Source organism: Lentibacillus kimchii (assembly GCF_055381965.1).
The window spans coordinates 1322945-1337765 of the sequence record NZ_AP043934.1 but is presented as its reverse complement, the minus strand read 5'-3'; the positions used below and the strand labels follow the sequence as shown (position 1 = coordinate 1337765).

Annotated in this window: 19 protein-coding genes; all 19 read right to left on the bottom strand. The window is 43.4% G+C overall.

Going from position 1 to position 14821, the window contains the following annotated elements; translation table 11 throughout:
* Positions 1 to 8 precede the first annotated feature (8 nt).
* On the bottom strand, positions 9 to 371 hold the full coding sequence (locus ACZ444_RS07215; RefSeq protein ID WP_382357278.1) for a response regulator: 363 nt from the start codon (positions 369 to 371) through the stop codon (positions 9 to 11).
* 24 nt (positions 372 to 395) lie between these two features.
* Positions 396 to 1538 carry a flagellar motor switch phosphatase FliY gene (fliY, locus tag ACZ444_RS07210; RefSeq protein WP_382357277.1) on the bottom strand — a complete coding sequence of 381 codons (1143 nt, stop codon included), beginning with the start codon at positions 1536 to 1538 and terminating at the stop codon, positions 396 to 398.
* Entirely contained in the window at positions 1531 to 2526 is a 996-nt protein-coding gene (fliM, locus tag ACZ444_RS07205; protein WP_382357276.1) for a flagellar motor switch protein FliM, read from the bottom strand. Before fliM ends, fliY begins: the two co-directional genes overlap by 8 nt.
* 70 nt (positions 2527 to 2596) lie before the next feature.
* Positions 2597 to 3016, bottom strand: coding sequence for a flagellar basal body-associated FliL family protein (locus ACZ444_RS07200; RefSeq protein ID WP_382357275.1), 420 nt, complete (start codon positions 3014 to 3016; stop codon positions 2597 to 2599).
* 18 nt (positions 3017 to 3034) lie between these two features.
* Positions 3035 to 3226 (bottom strand): flagellar FlbD family protein, encoded by a 192-nt coding sequence (locus ACZ444_RS07195; protein ID WP_382357274.1) that lies wholly within the window; start codon positions 3224 to 3226, stop codon positions 3035 to 3037.
* Between the two features lie 46 nt (positions 3227 to 3272).
* On the bottom strand, positions 3273 to 4091 hold the full coding sequence (gene flgG / locus ACZ444_RS07190; protein ID WP_382357273.1) for a flagellar basal body rod protein FlgG: 819 nt from the start codon (positions 4089 to 4091) through the stop codon (positions 3273 to 3275).
* A 72-nt stretch (positions 4092 to 4163) separates the two neighbouring features.
* Positions 4164 to 4547: a TIGR02530 family flagellar biosynthesis protein gene (locus tag ACZ444_RS07185; RefSeq protein ID WP_382357272.1), complete on the bottom strand. Its 384-nt coding sequence runs from the start codon at positions 4545 to 4547 to the stop codon at positions 4164 to 4166.
* 5 nt (positions 4548 to 4552) lie between these two features.
* Positions 4553 to 5050, bottom strand: a complete 498-nt coding sequence (flgD, locus tag ACZ444_RS07180; protein WP_382357271.1) for a flagellar hook assembly protein FlgD — start codon at positions 5048 to 5050, stop codon at positions 4553 to 4555.
* Complete coding sequence (locus ACZ444_RS07175; RefSeq protein WP_382357270.1) at positions 5047 to 6534, bottom strand: flagellar hook-length control protein FliK; 1488 nt, start codon at positions 6532 to 6534, stop codon at positions 5047 to 5049. The genes flgD and ACZ444_RS07175 overlap by 4 nt, the downstream gene beginning before the upstream one ends.
* Positions 6535 to 6573: 39 nt before the next feature.
* The gene (locus ACZ444_RS07170; RefSeq protein ID WP_382357269.1) at positions 6574 to 7164 is read right to left on the bottom strand and encodes a MotE family protein; all 591 of its coding nucleotides are present in this window, start codon (positions 7162 to 7164) and stop codon (positions 6574 to 6576) included.
* A complete protein-coding gene (fliJ, locus tag ACZ444_RS07165; RefSeq protein ID WP_382357268.1) occupies positions 7148 to 7615 on the bottom strand; it encodes a flagellar export protein FliJ in 468 nt (155 codons plus the stop codon). The genes ACZ444_RS07170 and fliJ overlap by 17 nt, the downstream gene beginning before the upstream one ends.
* A gap of 2 nt (positions 7616 to 7617) precedes the next feature.
* Positions 7618 to 8931 carry a flagellar protein export ATPase FliI gene (gene fliI, locus ACZ444_RS07160; RefSeq protein WP_382357267.1) on the bottom strand — a complete coding sequence of 438 codons (1314 nt, stop codon included), beginning with the start codon at positions 8929 to 8931 and terminating at the stop codon, positions 7618 to 7620.
* Entirely contained in the window at positions 8928 to 9692 is a 765-nt protein-coding gene (gene fliH, locus ACZ444_RS07155; protein ID WP_382357266.1) for a flagellar assembly protein FliH, read from the bottom strand. The genes fliI and fliH overlap by 4 nt, the downstream gene beginning before the upstream one ends.
* Entirely contained in the window at positions 9685 to 10695 is a 1011-nt protein-coding gene (gene fliG, locus ACZ444_RS07150) for a flagellar motor switch protein FliG (RefSeq protein WP_382357265.1), read from the bottom strand. The genes fliH and fliG overlap by 8 nt, the downstream gene beginning before the upstream one ends.
* Positions 10696 to 10709: 14 nt before the next feature.
* A complete protein-coding gene (gene fliF, locus ACZ444_RS07145) occupies positions 10710 to 12317 on the bottom strand; it encodes a flagellar basal-body MS-ring/collar protein FliF (protein ID WP_382357264.1) in 1608 nt (535 codons plus the stop codon).
* Positions 12318 to 12433: 116 nt separating this feature from the next.
* Entirely contained in the window at positions 12434 to 12745 is a 312-nt protein-coding gene (gene fliE, locus ACZ444_RS07140) for a flagellar hook-basal body complex protein FliE (RefSeq protein WP_382357263.1), read from the bottom strand.
* A 64-nt stretch (positions 12746 to 12809) separates the two neighbouring features.
* Positions 12810 to 13268 carry a flagellar basal body rod protein FlgC gene (gene flgC, locus ACZ444_RS07135; RefSeq protein WP_382357262.1) on the bottom strand — a complete coding sequence of 153 codons (459 nt, stop codon included), beginning with the start codon at positions 13266 to 13268 and terminating at the stop codon, positions 12810 to 12812.
* 2 nt (positions 13269 to 13270) lie between these two features.
* Positions 13271 to 13666 carry a flagellar basal body rod protein FlgB gene (gene flgB / locus ACZ444_RS07130; RefSeq protein ID WP_382357261.1) on the bottom strand — a complete coding sequence of 132 codons (396 nt, stop codon included), beginning with the start codon at positions 13664 to 13666 and terminating at the stop codon, positions 13271 to 13273.
* Between the two features lie 359 nt (positions 13667 to 14025).
* Positions 14026 to 14805, bottom strand: coding sequence for a GTP-sensing pleiotropic transcriptional regulator CodY (gene codY, locus ACZ444_RS07125; protein WP_382357260.1), 780 nt, complete (start codon positions 14803 to 14805; stop codon positions 14026 to 14028).
* Positions 14806 to 14821: the final 16 nt, after the last annotated feature.

Below are 14821 nucleotides of genomic sequence, written 5' to 3'. Positions count from 1 at the left end.
ACTCGTTTCTAGCCCAAGACCTTTTGTATGGCTTCGATAACCCGGTCACCTTGAAAAGGTTTGACAATAAAATCTTTTGCTCCAGCTTGAATAGCATCAATTACCATGTCCTGCTGCCCCATGGCCGAGCACATGATAACGTTAGCATCGGGATCGGCTTCCTTTATTTCCTTTAAAGCCTCTAAGCCATCTTTTCCCGGCATCGTAATATCGAGTGTCACAAGATCTGGCTGCAATTCCCGGAATTGATCAACAGCCTTCTGTCCGTCTTCTGCTTCCCCGATGACTTCAAAATCATTTTTAGTCAATATATCTTTTATCATCATCCGCATAAACGCTGCATCATCAACAATTAAAATACGTTGTTCCATTGTTCTAGCACCTCCCTGCTCAAATCACTTCAAAGTCTTAAGACGATCTGTCCGGCTCATTATATCTGTTACGCGCACACCAAAGTTTTCATCGATAACAACAACTTCACCTTTAGCAATTAATTTATCGTTAATTTTGATGTCCACTGGTTCACCAGCAAGTTTGTTCAATTCAATCACGGAACCAGCCGCCAGCTGCAGAATATCCTGGATCGTTCGATTGGTTCGACCCAGTTCGACCGCGACGTCCAGTGAAATATCCAAAAGCATATCCAGATTTTGTTTTTCCGTTTGACTAAAATCTGTCTGCTCTAATTCAGAGAATGCAGCTTTTTGAACCGATGCCGACTCCTGCCCTACTTTATTACCCAGATAATGTGGCTCTTGATCAGCCGTCTCTGGCTGCTCAGGGGCTGTTTCTGCTGCTGAGTGGTCGGCTGCAGCGGCAGCAGTTTCAGCTTCAGCCGGTTCCTCATCAGCCTCAGTCTTATCAGCAGATGAAGCCATTAATTGATTAACCAGCTGCCTGGCAAAGAACAGCGGGATAAGCTGCATAATGTTCGAGTCAATTAACTCGCCAACTTTCAGACGAAACGATACTTTAACTAAATGATCCTCACCAGGAGCTGTCTCGGAGCTTTGACTGTCACCATCTTTCTCCACCTGGATCGTTGGCGGTGAAATATCGATTTTCTTATTAAATACCGAGGACATGCTCGTTGCCGCTGTCCCCATCATTTGATTCATCACTTCCTGAACGGCACTCAGCTTAATCTCCGATAACTCCTGTTCCGGCGACGTCCCATCGCCTCCAAGCATAATATCAGCAATTACCGCAACATCTTCTGAATTCATCAAAAGGATATTTTGTCCGTCGAACCCTTCGGAATAATTAACATTAACTTGTACCTGTTCCGATTCAAAGGCATCAGCTAATTCTTCTTTTGTAATGATGGAAACATCAGGTGTTGTAATCTCTACTTTTTGATTCAGTAACGTTGACATAGTGGTAGCCGAACTGCCGAATGAAATATTGCCGATTTCCCCAAGCGTATCTATTTCGACAGGGGAAAGCAGCTCCGAATTGGTCAGCTCCGCCTCATCATCGTCACTGCCAACCTTTAATAATGCATCAATTTCATCCTGGGAAAGTTGATCATCACTCATCGTTGTCCCCCCCTTGGAATTCCTCAAGCACTTGTACAGCCATTTTATTTTTTGATTTACCGGCTTGTACAGAAAATTTTGGCTGATTATTTATTTGCAATTGCAGTGGTTCATTTATTGACTTGTCCAGTGCGATGACATCATCCTTATGTAAATGCAGCAATTGACTGACACTGATCGTTGTTTCGCCCAGCAGTGCTTTCGCCTCAATTCCCGTTTCCTCAAGTGTCGCTGAAATTTTTTCATAAGATTCTGAATCCTGTTCATGCGTGTTCGACTGCATCCAATGATGAAGTGACAGTTTTGGAATAATGGGCTCCAGTATAATGTGCGGAATGCACAGATTGATCATACCGCTTGTTTCACCGACAGTGATGTTAAGTGACACGACAATAACTGTTTCATTCGGTGACACCAGTTGTAAAAATTGCGGATTAACCTCAAAATCTTCCAGAATTGGGTCAATGTCAACAATTGATGACCATGCTTCGTAAAGACATGTACTGGATTTTTCAAACAGCTGTGACATGAGCATTGATTCAATTTCTGTCAAATTATCCACTTTGTTGATGCTGCCGCCTCGTCCACCCAGTTGCCTGTCAAGCATCGCATAGGCAATATTTGGATTAATTTCCATTAAGATTCTGCCATCCAGGGGCTTCATACTGAACACGTTCAATATCGTCATTTTGGGAATTGAACTGATAAATTCCTCATAAGGAATCTGATCCACAGAAGCCACTGAAATATCAACATATGTGCGCAGTTGAGCTGAAATATACGTTGTCAGCGAACGCGCAAAATTTTCATGGATTCGTGCCAGGTTTCTGATCTGGTCTTTGGAAAAGCGCAGTGCCCGTTTAAAATCATAGACACGCACTTGCTGCTCAGTTTCTTCCTGTTTTAATTCATCTGCGTCCATTTCGCCTGATGATATAGCCGATAACAATGTATCAATCTCATTTTGGGAAAGGACATCCTCTGCCAAAAAACGTCACCTCCATCATGGCGTATCCAGCCTTAAACCTTTAATTAAACTTAAGCCGGGGTCGTACTGTCTACTGCAGAACTTTATTCGTGGTATAAACATCCGTGATCTGACCCTTTTCCATAACATCATTCAATTTTTGCTGGACAGTGTCTTCCAAGTCAGACAGTCCCGACTTAAAATCGTCACTTTTCATTTTTGCCAATTCCTTAATCAGCATATTTTTTAATTGAAAATCCCGTTTCACCACTTCTTCTTTAGCCTTTTCACTTCCAGTCATAATTTGGAATTGAATGCGGACAAAACTGCCATTTTTCAGGTCTGTGGTGATTTCCTCTGTTTCATAGGAATTCTCCAGCTGTTTATCCAGCGATTGAGCATCACCCTGATCGGACTCGTCTGTCATACTAAACATGACGACAATGGTAATCCCCGATGCCAGTAATAAGAAAATAAGCGTTGTGATCATCGTTTTGGCAAGCTTGCCCATAGTTTTCACCTGCCTTTTCTAGCGGCCGGTCAAACCGATTTGCTTGTAATAAGCTGTCGCCAGCCGCAAAACATCAGATTCGGCCTCTTTGACAACAAGTTTTTTCCCGTTGCTTAATGTAATCGTTGTATCCGGATGGGATTGTACTTGCTCAATCCATAAAGCATTTAATGTAAAACGATCGCCATTTAATCGTGTGAGCTGAATCATATCAAGGCGGGAGCATCCTGATTAAGGATGCCCCCTTCCCCCTTATTTAGCGTTTTAGATTGACAAGCTCTTGCAGAATTTCATCGGATGTTGTAATAATGCGTGTGTTGGCCTGGAATCCACGCTGCGCTGTAATCATATTTGTGAATTCATCAGACAGATCAACGTTCGACATTTCCAAAGCACCGCTGACAATGGACGCAGCACCATTCTTTTCAGGCTCTACCAGATTGTCATCGTTATCCGTGTTAAGCCCAGCGTTTTCCGTATTTGTATACAGACTATTCCCCGTCTTCTCAAGCCCTGCTGGATTGGAAAATTGAGCAATCCGTATTTGCTGACTTTTATCAATATTTCCATCCTCGTCAACATAAGTTACCGTGCCATTCTGCTCAATGTTGATGCTTGTAGCTTCATCTGGAATTTTTAATTCACCATCTGTGCCGTTGCCATCACCTTGTAAATAATAACCATCAGCATTGACGATATCGCCATCTTCATCCATATAAAAATTGCCGGCCCGTGTATAAGCAGTGGTTTCATCCGGCTTTTCGACAGCAAACATGCCGTCACCTTCCAGCTGCAGATCAAGCGGATTATCTGTTCGCTGACTGGAGCCTTGTGTATGCAGGTCATCGATCGTTCCCACTTGTGAGCCGAGGCCGACTTGTGAGGGGTTCACACCGCCGCGGTTATCTGTTGGGCCGGATGCCCCTGTTGTCGTCTGGCTCAGCATGTCCTGGAATGTCACCCGGCCTTTTTTAAACCCAGTCGTATTAACGTTGGCAATATTATTTCCGATGACATCCAGTTTTTCTTGAAACCCTTTCATGCCGGATATCCCAGAATACATCGAACGTAACATGAAAATCTCTCCTTTAGCTGTTTTGATTCTGATATCAGTGCTGCATTCAGTCGGTCAGCAGCTCCGGCTTCCTTAAAGGTCCGCCTCGCTATTGATCAGAATCGTGCCATTAATATTTGTGAAAATTTTGCTCGCCGCCTCTGCCTTATGCATGCCCGTAATCACGGTGTTATTTTTCGTACTGACCAGTAAAGCTGTTTCATCCGTCAGCACTAATGAATCCGTCACACCTTTCTGCCTGGCTTCAGACACTTTGTCAGTCATGGCCTGCCACTCAGCTTGACTAATCGTGATACCGCGCTCATCCAGTCTTTGTTCGGCATGCTTGCTGAGTTTGAGCTCCTGAACATCATGCAATACATCTTTGAAGGCTGAAGACGGTTTAGGCTCACTGGACTTGGGAACGGATCGTCCCGGTGCAACCGGCTGCTGCAGCTGGTGCAAACGATGATCCATGTCCATCAGCTTCCCTGAGATTCCTTATCTATGACACTATCGCCGCTATAACTGTTATTATTACCTGCTTCCGACGTGCCCACTTTCACAAGAACATCAGCGTAAATATTCTCACCATTAGCCAACTCCAGAACCGCTTTTCCCTTGTGTTGACCAACCGCCGTTACTTGAGCAGTCGCTGTATCCTGCTTTTCACCTGTTTCTTCGTCGTAACGCTGGTAAGTAACAGACTGATCTATCAGATGACTGTATTGCAAAATCGGCGATACGTTTTGTTTTTGGCTCAGTTTGTCAATGGAATCAGCCATATTCATAGTTTGCTCCAACTGTGAAAAAGTTGCCATCTGTGAAACAAACTTGCCTTCATCCATTGGACTTGTCGGGTCCTGGTTTTGCAGCTGGGTCATTAAGATTTGAAGAAAACCATCTTTACCGATTTTCGGACTTGGTTCGCGTGCATTTGATTGGTTTTGCAAATACAGTGATGAATCTACTGACGTCATAACGTCACCTCCTCGCCGGTCATAATCGCCTCTAATTCGTCATCAAAACTGTCGTCATCATCTTCTTCATCCTCTTTCTGTCCGGAATGTTCGGATTCTTCCTGTTCATCACTGTCCATAGGCTGACCGTGTTCGTCCTGCAGATTTGACTGTGCCTCCTGAGCCGTTGAATCCTGCTTTTCGATCATGACCTGCTGTGGCGAAAACATATTCTTGAGCTGATGCATGTTTGTCTCCAGCATATCTTTTGCGGCAGCGGTTGATACGACAATCTTCACTGTCATTTCCCCGTTCAGCTGTGTCAGTTTAACCTGCATATCGCCAAGATTATCAGGACGCAATGAGATATTGAGCTGCGATGCCCCGTTGGATGTCTTTAAAAACGAGCTTGTTTTCATGACCTTTTGAACTTGATCCATTAATTGCTGTCCAGCAGGCTGGCTGTTTTGCGTTTGGTTTAAATGAATAACATATTGTTCAACCTTGGACATTGGAAGCGACGATGACATGACTGCTGCCTGTTTAGGTGCTGGTTTATCCTGTGTCTGTATCGCATTCTGCAGCCACTTGGCAACATCACGATTGGTTACTTTAGCATTTGTATGGTATTGCTGTTTCATCGTGAATTGCTGCCTTTTTTGAAATGATTGAACTAAGTCCTTCCAGATTTTTTGATTCTTATCATCATGACCAGAGATGGTTTCCAAAACATTGCCTGGCTGTTGGTGCGTCTTCTTTGCCAATGCTGACCATTTTTTCAGCAACTGTAAAAGTTCTGGTGCTGCTTTTGACAAACTCGCCTGATCATTTATTTGATTAAGCTGCTTGTCAGCAGCAGCAAATAATAATTTAAATTGCTGTTGTACCGTTTGTCCGTCACTGCCTATTTGAGACAGTTTAGGCATCGTCATGTGAACAGGGATCTTTTGCTCTTCTGACTGATTAGCTTTTCCGGCTTTGCCATCCAAATCTGTGAGCAGTTTTTCGATAGCCGCTTGCAGGTTCTCTGGCATATCACTCAGCTGTGCATCTTTGCCTTCTCCAGTCAGTTTTTCCATGACGTCTTCCGGAATAGCCATTCCCTGTTCCGATGACCCGTCCCCATCACCTAGCTTAGTCAGAGCCTCCTGCAGATTCTCTAGCATGTCACTCAGCTGTGCATCTTTGCCTTCTGCAGTCAGTTTTTTCATGACGTCTTCCGGAATGGCCATTCCCTGTTCCGATGACCCGTCTCCCTCTCCTCCAATAAGATTCGCGATAAGTTGCTGCAGCGCATTTTCTGCTGATTCACCCTGGTTCTGCTGTTTTTGCTCATCGTTTGATTGTAAAAGCTGCTGCACTTCAGTCTCGCCGTCTTCTTGAGCGGTCTTCAGAAGATGCTGAAAGGGACTTGTTTCACTTTCTGCTGACGTGTGACCATTTGCTTGCATTGTTATTTCCTTTGTCTGCAAAAATGGCTGTAACATTACTCCGGCTGTATTCAATCGTTCACCCCCTTTCAAGTAAGAATCACTTTATTCCGTCTAATTAACAAACCTTTTCGTTAAAGTCGCCGCATAGTCAGCATCCATAGCATCAAAAATATCGCCTCGTGCGTCATTGGACAGCTCCTGCAGAATGGAAACCGCTAAATCCTGTTCCATTGCCTGTAAAACACGAGCAGCCTGCTCATTATCCATGTCGGAGAAAGATGATGCGATGTCTCCGACGGCATCTGGTCCATCCTGTTTAGACGACTCATCACCGGCATCATCTTCTTTAGAAATCTTGTTGTCTTTTAATTTAGCATTACGCTGTTTCAATTCAGTAATATTTGATTCCAAAATAGAAATCTCCCCATTTAATGAGTCAATTTTATCGTCTTGTTTATCGACCTTTTCACGCAGCTTGGCTCCCGCCTGCTTGTCATGCTGTTCCTGATCATCTGAAAGAACATCCGATACAACCGGAATATGACTGGCTTTTTCTTTTGCCCATCCTGTAACATCAACACCTGCCATCGTCATTATCATAGCAACAAGGAATAATACAATAAGTCCGGGTATCACAATTACAACAAGAAACCACAGCAACGGATTCATTTTCTTTTTGTCATATTCAGATTTCTGTACCATATGTCTCACCTGTTTTTTGGCTCATATACTGTTGCATCGACATCTCATCCATTGCAGCTTCTTCTTGCTTTTTAACGACAGCCGCGCTATCACGCTGGCGCTTTTCGATCAGCTTTTCAAATTTCTTCATTTCCACATAAGCTTGAGATAGGTGTTGATGTTTCGTTTCCATATTATTTCGGGCGCGCTGTACATGGTTCTGCAAATCTGTAATCTGTTCAGTTAAATTTGCAATATAATCAGCCTGTTCCCGAACTTTGTTAATGGGGACCGGTTTCTGTAAGCATTGCTCATAGGCTGCCTCAGCTGTTTCTTTTTTCCGGAGCAATTCATACAACTCGGTTGCCACATTTTCAAACTGATCAATCGATGTCTGATAGGCTTTTTGAGCATGATCCTTTTCATTTTCCCTAATATGCAGAACTTTCGTAAGCGCAGCTGTTTCCGTCATTATCAAGCCCCTCCATTCAGCAGCGTTTGCATTTGACTGATTGACTCATCCATTGCGTAATAGTCGTCAGTTCCCTGTTTTAAATAGGCCTGAATTTTCGGGTGATAGGTAATAGCACGATCAATGGCCTGATTTGTCCCGCGTTTGTAAGCGCCAATCTGGATTAATTCACGGTTCTCTTCATAAGCTGCTATCAGTTCTTTAATTTGCTGTGCCGCGTCCAGATGTTCTTTTGTCACAATACTTGTCATAACCCTGCTGATCGATTGCAAAATACTGATAGCCGGAAATTGACCTTGTTCGGCCAAATTCCGATCAAGAATAAAATGCCCATCTAAAATGCCCCGCACGCTATCGGCAATGGGTTCGTTCATGTCATCCCCATCAACAAGCACCGTATAAAAAGCGGTTATCGATCCCTGACTGCTTGTCCCTGTACGTTCCAGCAATTTCGGGAGTGTCGAAAAAACTGAGGGTGTATAGCCTTTCGTCGTTGGGGGCTCACCTGTCGCCAGGCCGATTTCACGCTGTGCCATCGCCACGCGCGTTACCGAGTCCATCAACAGGTTCACCTTATAGCCCTGATCCCGGAAATATTCACTGATAGCTGTGGCCGTATAGGCACCTTTAACGCGCATAAGAGCCGGCTGATCTGATGTTGCGACCACAACGACTGACTTTTTCAGCCCTTCTTCACCGAGTTCGCGGTCAATAAATTCACGAACTTCGCGGCCACGTTCCCCTATTAGACCAATCACATTAATATCTGCCGTGCTGTAGCGGGCCATCATCCCGAGCAATGTGCTCTTGCCAACGCCGCTTCCAGCAAAGATACCAATTCGCTGACCTTTTCCAACTGTCAGCATTGCATCTATAGCTTTAACACCTACTTGAATTGGCTCTGATATGGTCGGTCTGTCCAGAGGATTCGGCGGTGGCTGCTCTGTTAAATAGCTGGTTAGACCTTTAGGCAATGCCGAACCATCCAAACATTCACCAAGCGAATTAATGACTTGACCAATTAGACCCGGACCGACCTTCACCGTAAGTGGTTTCCCGGTTGACTCCACCAGAGAACCGGGGCCGATTTCGCTAATTGACCCATATGGCATCAACATAATCGTTTCGTCTCTGAAACCAACCACTTCGGCCATGATCACGGGTGCATGCGACGGACGATGAATGTAACAAACTTCTCCAATATTTGCCTCTGGTCCGCGCGATTCAATCATCAAACCGACAGCCCGCAATATTTTTCCATAGCGTTTAAACAAATCTGTCCGGTCAATCGCATCAAAATATTTGGTCATATTCATAGATCATTCTCCATACCGATTTCCCGTAATGTTGTGCGCAGTTGTTGCAATTGCGCATCAATACCAGCGTCAATACGGCCAAATGGATGTTCAATCAGGCAGCTTCCTTCACTTAACGTATCATCAGCATATATGGAAAGAACCGTATCTTTGCCGGTAAAGCTCGTAAGCTCGTCTTTTTGCCGGCTGATCAGATCATAATCAGCTGGATTCAAGTACAGTGCGACATTTGATTTATCTCTTACTGTCTGGATTGCTGATGTTACAAGCGGCATCAAGGATTCGGGCTGTTCGCTTAACTGCTGATGCATGATCTTTTCCGCGATATGAACGGCTAAATCCAGCAGCTGGTCATGACTCTCATCAAGGGTCTTATAATAGTCGTGCTGTGCCGCTTTAACAGCGTCATTAGCATTCGATATTAATTGCTGGTAATCATCCTGGCCACGTTGTAATCCCTGATTAAACCCGTCAGTATATCCTTCCTGTCTGGCCTGTTCGATATATGTCTGTTTTTCCTCTTTCCAAGCCGTTTGCGCAGCTTCAATTTCAGCATTTGTCTGGTCGATAACTTCCGTTTGTCTGACCTTTAGCCGTTCCAATTCCTCTTGCGCCTGTTTTATTTCTGATTGAACAGTCTCGTGTTTTGTTTCACTAGCATCTGCCAGCGTGGCATCAGCTGAATGTCTGCCGCTCACAGGCCGGACAGTAATACGTCTTTTTCCAGTTATTTCGGACTGTTTTGAAATGCGATCAGACAATGATATCGTCTCCTCCGCCACGTGCAATGATAATTTCGCCAATTTCCTCAAGATGACGGATAGACTCAACAATTCGCATTTGTGCATCTTCTACATCACGCAGCCGGACAGGACCCATGAATTGCATTTCTTCTTTAAATGTTTCTGACATTCGCTGGGACATATTCTTAAACACTGTCTCTTTAACCTCTTCACTGGCCGTTTTCAGTGAAAGGCGCAAGTCCTCATGGTCAACTTCCCGGATAACACGCTGAATAGCACGATTATCCAGCACAATAATATCTTCAAACACAAACATGCGTTTTTTAATGTCCTCTGCCAAGTCAGGGTCCTGAATTTCCAATGTATCAAGAATTGTCTTCTCTGTACTTCGATCAACGCCATTTAAGACTTCAACGACTGACTGAATACCGCCCGTCTGAGTATAGTCTTCAGTACCTGATGAGGAAAGTTTACGTTCCAACACCTGCTCAACCTGATTAATAATCTCCGGTGATGTCGAATCCATTGTCGCAATACGTTTAGCTACTTCTGCTTGCATCTCCTGCGGCAGTCCGGACAAAATCTGTCCGGATTGTTCTGAATCAAGATAGGATAAAACAAGAGCTATCGTCTGCGGATGTTCATTTTGAATGAAGTTCAGCACCTGCTGCGGACCGGCCTGACGAGCAAAATCAAAAGGCCTGACTTGTAAAGATGACGTCAAACGATCAACGATATTTGTTGCTTCCTGATCGCCAAAGGCCTTCTCGAGAACCGTTTTGGCATAACCAATACCACCCTGTGAAATGTAATCCTGTGCAATTGCCATCTGATGAAATTGATTCAGGGTATCCTCCTTGACATCGGGTTGTACTTTTCGAACTGACGAGATAGCCAGGCTCAGGCTTTCAATTTCTTCCGCAGATAGATGTTTATAAACTTGTGCCGATACGTCGGGCCCCAGTGAGATTAATAAAACAGCCGCCTTTTGTTTACCGGACAACGCCTCTTGTCTGGGCATCTGCATCTTCCTCCTTAATCATCTGAAAGCCAGCTTCGCAACAATTTAGCGAAATCTTCCGGGTTTTCCTGCGCCATTTTTTCTAATTGCTTCGTCCGCTTAACAGATTCAGAATCCTCGGCACTCTCCATTTCCGGTACGTCTGGCTCAGTTTCTTCGGTGACAGTACTTTCAAAAACCGTTTCCTCGTTTTTCTTCTGTTTTCTGTTTCGCAGCAGCATCACAGCTAAAGCAATAATAATGGCCAGCAGGGTCCCGCCAACAACATACATCCATACCGGGATAGCAGGAGATGGCTCTGGAGCATCAAAGCTTTCACTGAATTCCTGAAACACGATCGATGTTTTCTCTTCCGGGTCGATATTTTCATCGTAATCGCCATCAATGGTTGTGCTAATAACCGAATCCAAAATTGATGAAATACCTGAACTGACCGTTTCCTGTTCTGGATTCGACAAATACTGCACATTGCCATCGCCGTCTTGTTTATTTTTCGCTTCATCGACAGCAACTTGAATACCTAGATCGCGAACTTTATAAGGACTCTCGGCAATTTCTTTACGGATCCGGTTATACTCGTTGTTAACCGTTTTTTTGGACACCTCATAGTCGCCATTGTCACCTTCTTCGGATGCCTCATAATTAGGGATATCGCCATCACCTGTTCCGGGCTCACCACCAGCAGGCGGCTCACCCTCATAGGTTTCTTCGACTGTTTTGATGCTTACAGGCAAACCCTTCATTTCCTCTATATCAACCGGCTTAACCAGCTCTTCAACCCGGCTTTCCTCAGTAAAGTCAACATCAGCTGTCACTGATACAATGACGTTATCACGGCCAACCATCGTTCCCAGCATTTGCTGGACCCGCTGCTGGACATCTTTTTCGATATTTTTCTTAACATTTTGCTGATATGTATATGTATCTTCTTTACCGGTACCAAGCTGTGAATCCTGATCGTAATATTCAAAGTACTGGTTCATGATACTGATATTGTCTTCATTCAGATTCGGAACAGCCTTCGCAGCCAAGTGATATAAGGCACTGATTTCATTTCCTTTAAAATCGTAGCCGGGCTCTGTGTTAATCACAATTGATGCGCTTGCTTCCTGTTGGGATTCACTGACAAAAACAGGATCTTCCGGCATATTGATCATAACGTCAGCATCACGAATACCTTCGACACCTTTGATCATATTAGCCATTTCATTTTGCATAGCGTCCAGCTTGATCATATCGAATTCATTATCCGTTATCCCCCAGGAAGCATTATCACTGAAGAACGAATAATCAATGCTGCCACTATCCGGTATTCCTTCACCAGCCAGATCAACAAGCAGTGAATCAACTTTCTCCTCAGGAACTTTTATTGTGGTTCCGCTGCTTTCGACCTCATATGCAACACCTTTGGAATCTAATTCATCTTTAATCTGACTGATTTCCTGAGCGGATAAGTCATTATACAGCGGCACAAATTTTGAACCAGAGACCAGTAGAATAATAGCTATAATGATAATAAGAACGATCGCAATCGAGCCTATAAATATTCCTTTTTGACTTTTGGAACGTTCAGTCCAAAAAGACTTAGCCTTATCTTTTGCTTCTATTATTTTTGTCTTCATAAATTTTTCCCGCCAAATTCTAAAAAAGTCAATCAGATAATAAGCAGGCTTTAATATCTGATTCTAGTACCTAACTATTTAACATAAATTAACGTTCTAACCATCAGCCATATTTGCTAAATTTGCATACGCATAATTTCATTGTAAGCATCAATCACTTTACGCTGTACTTGGGCAGAAGCTTTCAAAGTGATTTGTGACTTTTGGGCCGATAGCATAACATCGTGCAGATTTTCGGTATCGCCTTTAGCCATTGCCTCTGTTTTTTTATCTGACGTAATTTGAGCATCATTAACATTGTTAATAGCTTTTTTTAACGAATCAGCAAAATCCTGCTGTGCTTCGCTCGGTGATACCGCCTGCTTGACTTGGTCAGCATCTGGTTTAACAGCTTGACTGTCTGGAATGCCATGCAAAAATCCACTCATCGAAATACTCCTTTCCTGCAACCTTGTATGTTACAAGCCACAATTCCAAATGGGAGTGTTAGGTTTATTTTCCGATTTCAAGGGCCTTCATCAGCATATTCTTACTGGCGTTAATAGCTGTCACATTAGCCTCATAGGATCTGGATGCTCCCATTAAATCCACCATTTCCTTCAAAGGATCAACATTCGGCATCTCTACATAGCCGTCAGGTCCAGCATCCGGATGGTTTGGGTTATATTTCTGTTTAAACGGGGAATCATCTTCCGTTATTTGCGACACTTTAACGCCTGAACCCGTACGAGACGTTTTCGAATTAACAGCCTGATCCAAAAAGGATTGAAAATTATCCCCTTTTGGTTCCATTGTCACCATCTTTCGCCGATATGGTTCATAAGTGCCGTCTGCATTCATGTCTGCCCGTGTCGTTTGCGCATTCGCTATATTCGATGAAACAACATCCATCCGGAGACGCTGGGCTGTCAATGAACTGGCACTTGTATTTAAACTATCAAATATCGACATCACTAACTGCCTCCTCCAATAGCCGTTTTAAGACTGGACAATTTACCATTCAGACGATCGACCAAGGCCTGATAGTAAATTTGATTTTTCGCCAGATCCGCCATTTCCTTATCTACGTCCACGCTGTTTCCATTGTGGTTATACGTCGTGTTGTTTGTCGTTGTAGAAAATGACTGATTCGTATTCGATTGAGAAAATGGTATATGTTCGGGACGGGTACGTTTAGCTGCTTGTGGTGATGTCATTTCCTGCTGTAAAACGTTCTTAAAATCAACATTTTTCGCTTTATACCCAGGTGTATCCGCATTAGCAATATTGTTGGAAATAGCACGATTCTTAGCGGAAGCATACTGGAGAGAGTTATCCAGTGTTTGCACGACGCCGGAGAACATCCCCATTGGACTCCCCTCCTAACATTGTTTTAAAACTTGTTTCCTCTTCGCCGGAATATCCCGCAAACATTCAGGCAGGATTGTCAAATCAATTCTTCATTTGTCAAGTGAACCAGCATAGTAACCAATCTTATCCATATCGTCATTGTAATGTAAAATAGTGTAAAAGTCTATCATGATTCGACATTTTTTTCTCTTCATGAATACAATTAGTTTGAAATTCCTATGACTTTGTCATTAGTTTGTCAATAAATTGTTGTTTAGTAGCTAATGAGGAACTTGCATACTAAATCAGATCCAATAAAAAAACGATTATCATGATGATAATCGTTTTTTATCTTGCCATTTACTTTTTAGCGGACACCTTATTTTGAACGCAATTTCTCCAGCTCGACCAGGAATTTGTCATTCAGCACTTTAATATATGTTCCTTTCATACCAAGTGAGCGGGATTCAATAACACCAGCGCTTTCCAGTTTGCGTAACGCATTAACGATAACAGATCGTGTAATGCCGACTCTATCAGCAATTTTACTGGCAACAAGCAATCCTTCGCGACCATTCAATTCTTCGAAAATATGATCGATGGCTTCCAGTTCACTGTACGAAAGCGAACTAATGGCCATTTGAACAACTGCTTTACTCCTGGCTTCCACTTCAATTTCTTCGGTTTTTTCATGCAGCATCTCCATGCCGACAACAGTAGCACCATATTCCCCGAGCAATAGATCATCTTCATTGAAGCTTTCCGATAATCTGCTCAGCACTAATGTACCTAACCGTTCGCCACCGCCAATAATTGGAACAATCGTCGTCAGACCATCTTTAAACAGTTCACGGTTTTCAACCGGAAATGCTGTGAAAGGACTGTCTATATCCAAGTTGGCTGTTGTTTCAAAAATGTTAAATAAACCGTGCGTATACTCCTCAGGAAATTGACGTTCTTCCAGCATTGATTTCATACGCTCATTCTCAATTTCCTGGTTGATCGCATAGCCTAATAGCTTTCCACGGCGGCTAAGGATGAAAATGTTGCCTTTAATAGCATCCTGAAGCGTTACAGACATATCATTAAAGTCAACTGGCTTACCACCGGTTTTTTGCAGCATGGCATTAATTTTTCGAGCTCGTTCTAATAATTCCATTTTCCATTTTCCTCCA

Excerpts from the sequence above, each read along its gene's own strand:
- ACZ444_RS07215 (WP_382357278.1), bottom strand. The coding sequence starts at position 371 with ATGGAACAACGTATTTTAATTGTTGATGATGCAGCGTTTATGCGGATG.
- fliY (WP_382357277.1), bottom strand. The coding sequence starts at position 1,538 with ATGAGTGATGATCAACTTTCCCAGGATGAAATTGATGCATTATTAAAG.
- ACZ444_RS07200 (WP_382357275.1), bottom strand. The coding sequence starts at position 3,016 with ATGGGCAAGCTTGCCAAAACGATGATCACAACGCTTATTTTCTTATTA.
- ACZ444_RS07195 (WP_382357274.1), bottom strand. The coding sequence starts at position 3,226 with ATGATTCAGCTCACACGATTAAATGGCGATCGTTTTACATTAAATGCT.
- flgG (WP_382357273.1), bottom strand. The coding sequence starts at position 4,091 with ATGTTACGTTCGATGTATTCTGGGATATCCGGCATGAAAGGGTTTCAA.
- ACZ444_RS07185 (WP_382357272.1), bottom strand. The coding sequence starts at position 4,547 with ATGGATCATCGTTTGCACCAGCTGCAGCAGCCGGTTGCACCGGGACGA.
- flgD (WP_382357271.1), bottom strand. The coding sequence starts at position 5,050 with ATGACGTCAGTAGATTCATCACTGTATTTGCAAAACCAATCAAATGCA.
- ACZ444_RS07170 (WP_382357269.1), bottom strand. The coding sequence starts at position 7,164 with ATGGTACAGAAATCTGAATATGACAAAAAGAAAATGAATCCGTTGCTG.
- fliJ (WP_382357268.1), bottom strand. The coding sequence starts at position 7,615 with ATGACGGAAACAGCTGCGCTTACGAAAGTTCTGCATATTAGGGAAAAT.
- fliI (WP_382357267.1), bottom strand. The coding sequence starts at position 8,931 with ATGAATATGACCAAATATTTTGATGCGATTGACCGGACAGATTTGTTT.
- fliG (WP_382357265.1), bottom strand. The coding sequence starts at position 10,695 with ATGCCCAGACAAGAGGCGTTGTCCGGTAAACAAAAGGCGGCTGTTTTA.
- fliF (WP_382357264.1), bottom strand. The coding sequence starts at position 12,317 with ATGAAGACAAAAATAATAGAAGCAAAAGATAAGGCTAAGTCTTTTTGG.
- fliE (WP_382357263.1), bottom strand. The coding sequence starts at position 12,745 with ATGAGTGGATTTTTGCATGGCATTCCAGACAGTCAAGCTGTTAAACCA.
- flgC (WP_382357262.1), bottom strand. The coding sequence starts at position 13,268 with ATGTCGATATTTGATAGTTTAAATACAAGTGCCAGTTCATTGACAGCC.
- flgB (WP_382357261.1), bottom strand. The coding sequence starts at position 13,666 with ATGGGGATGTTCTCCGGCGTCGTGCAAACACTGGATAACTCTCTCCAG.
- codY (WP_382357260.1), bottom strand. The coding sequence starts at position 14,805 with ATGGAATTATTAGAACGAGCTCGAAAAATTAATGCCATGCTGCAAAAA.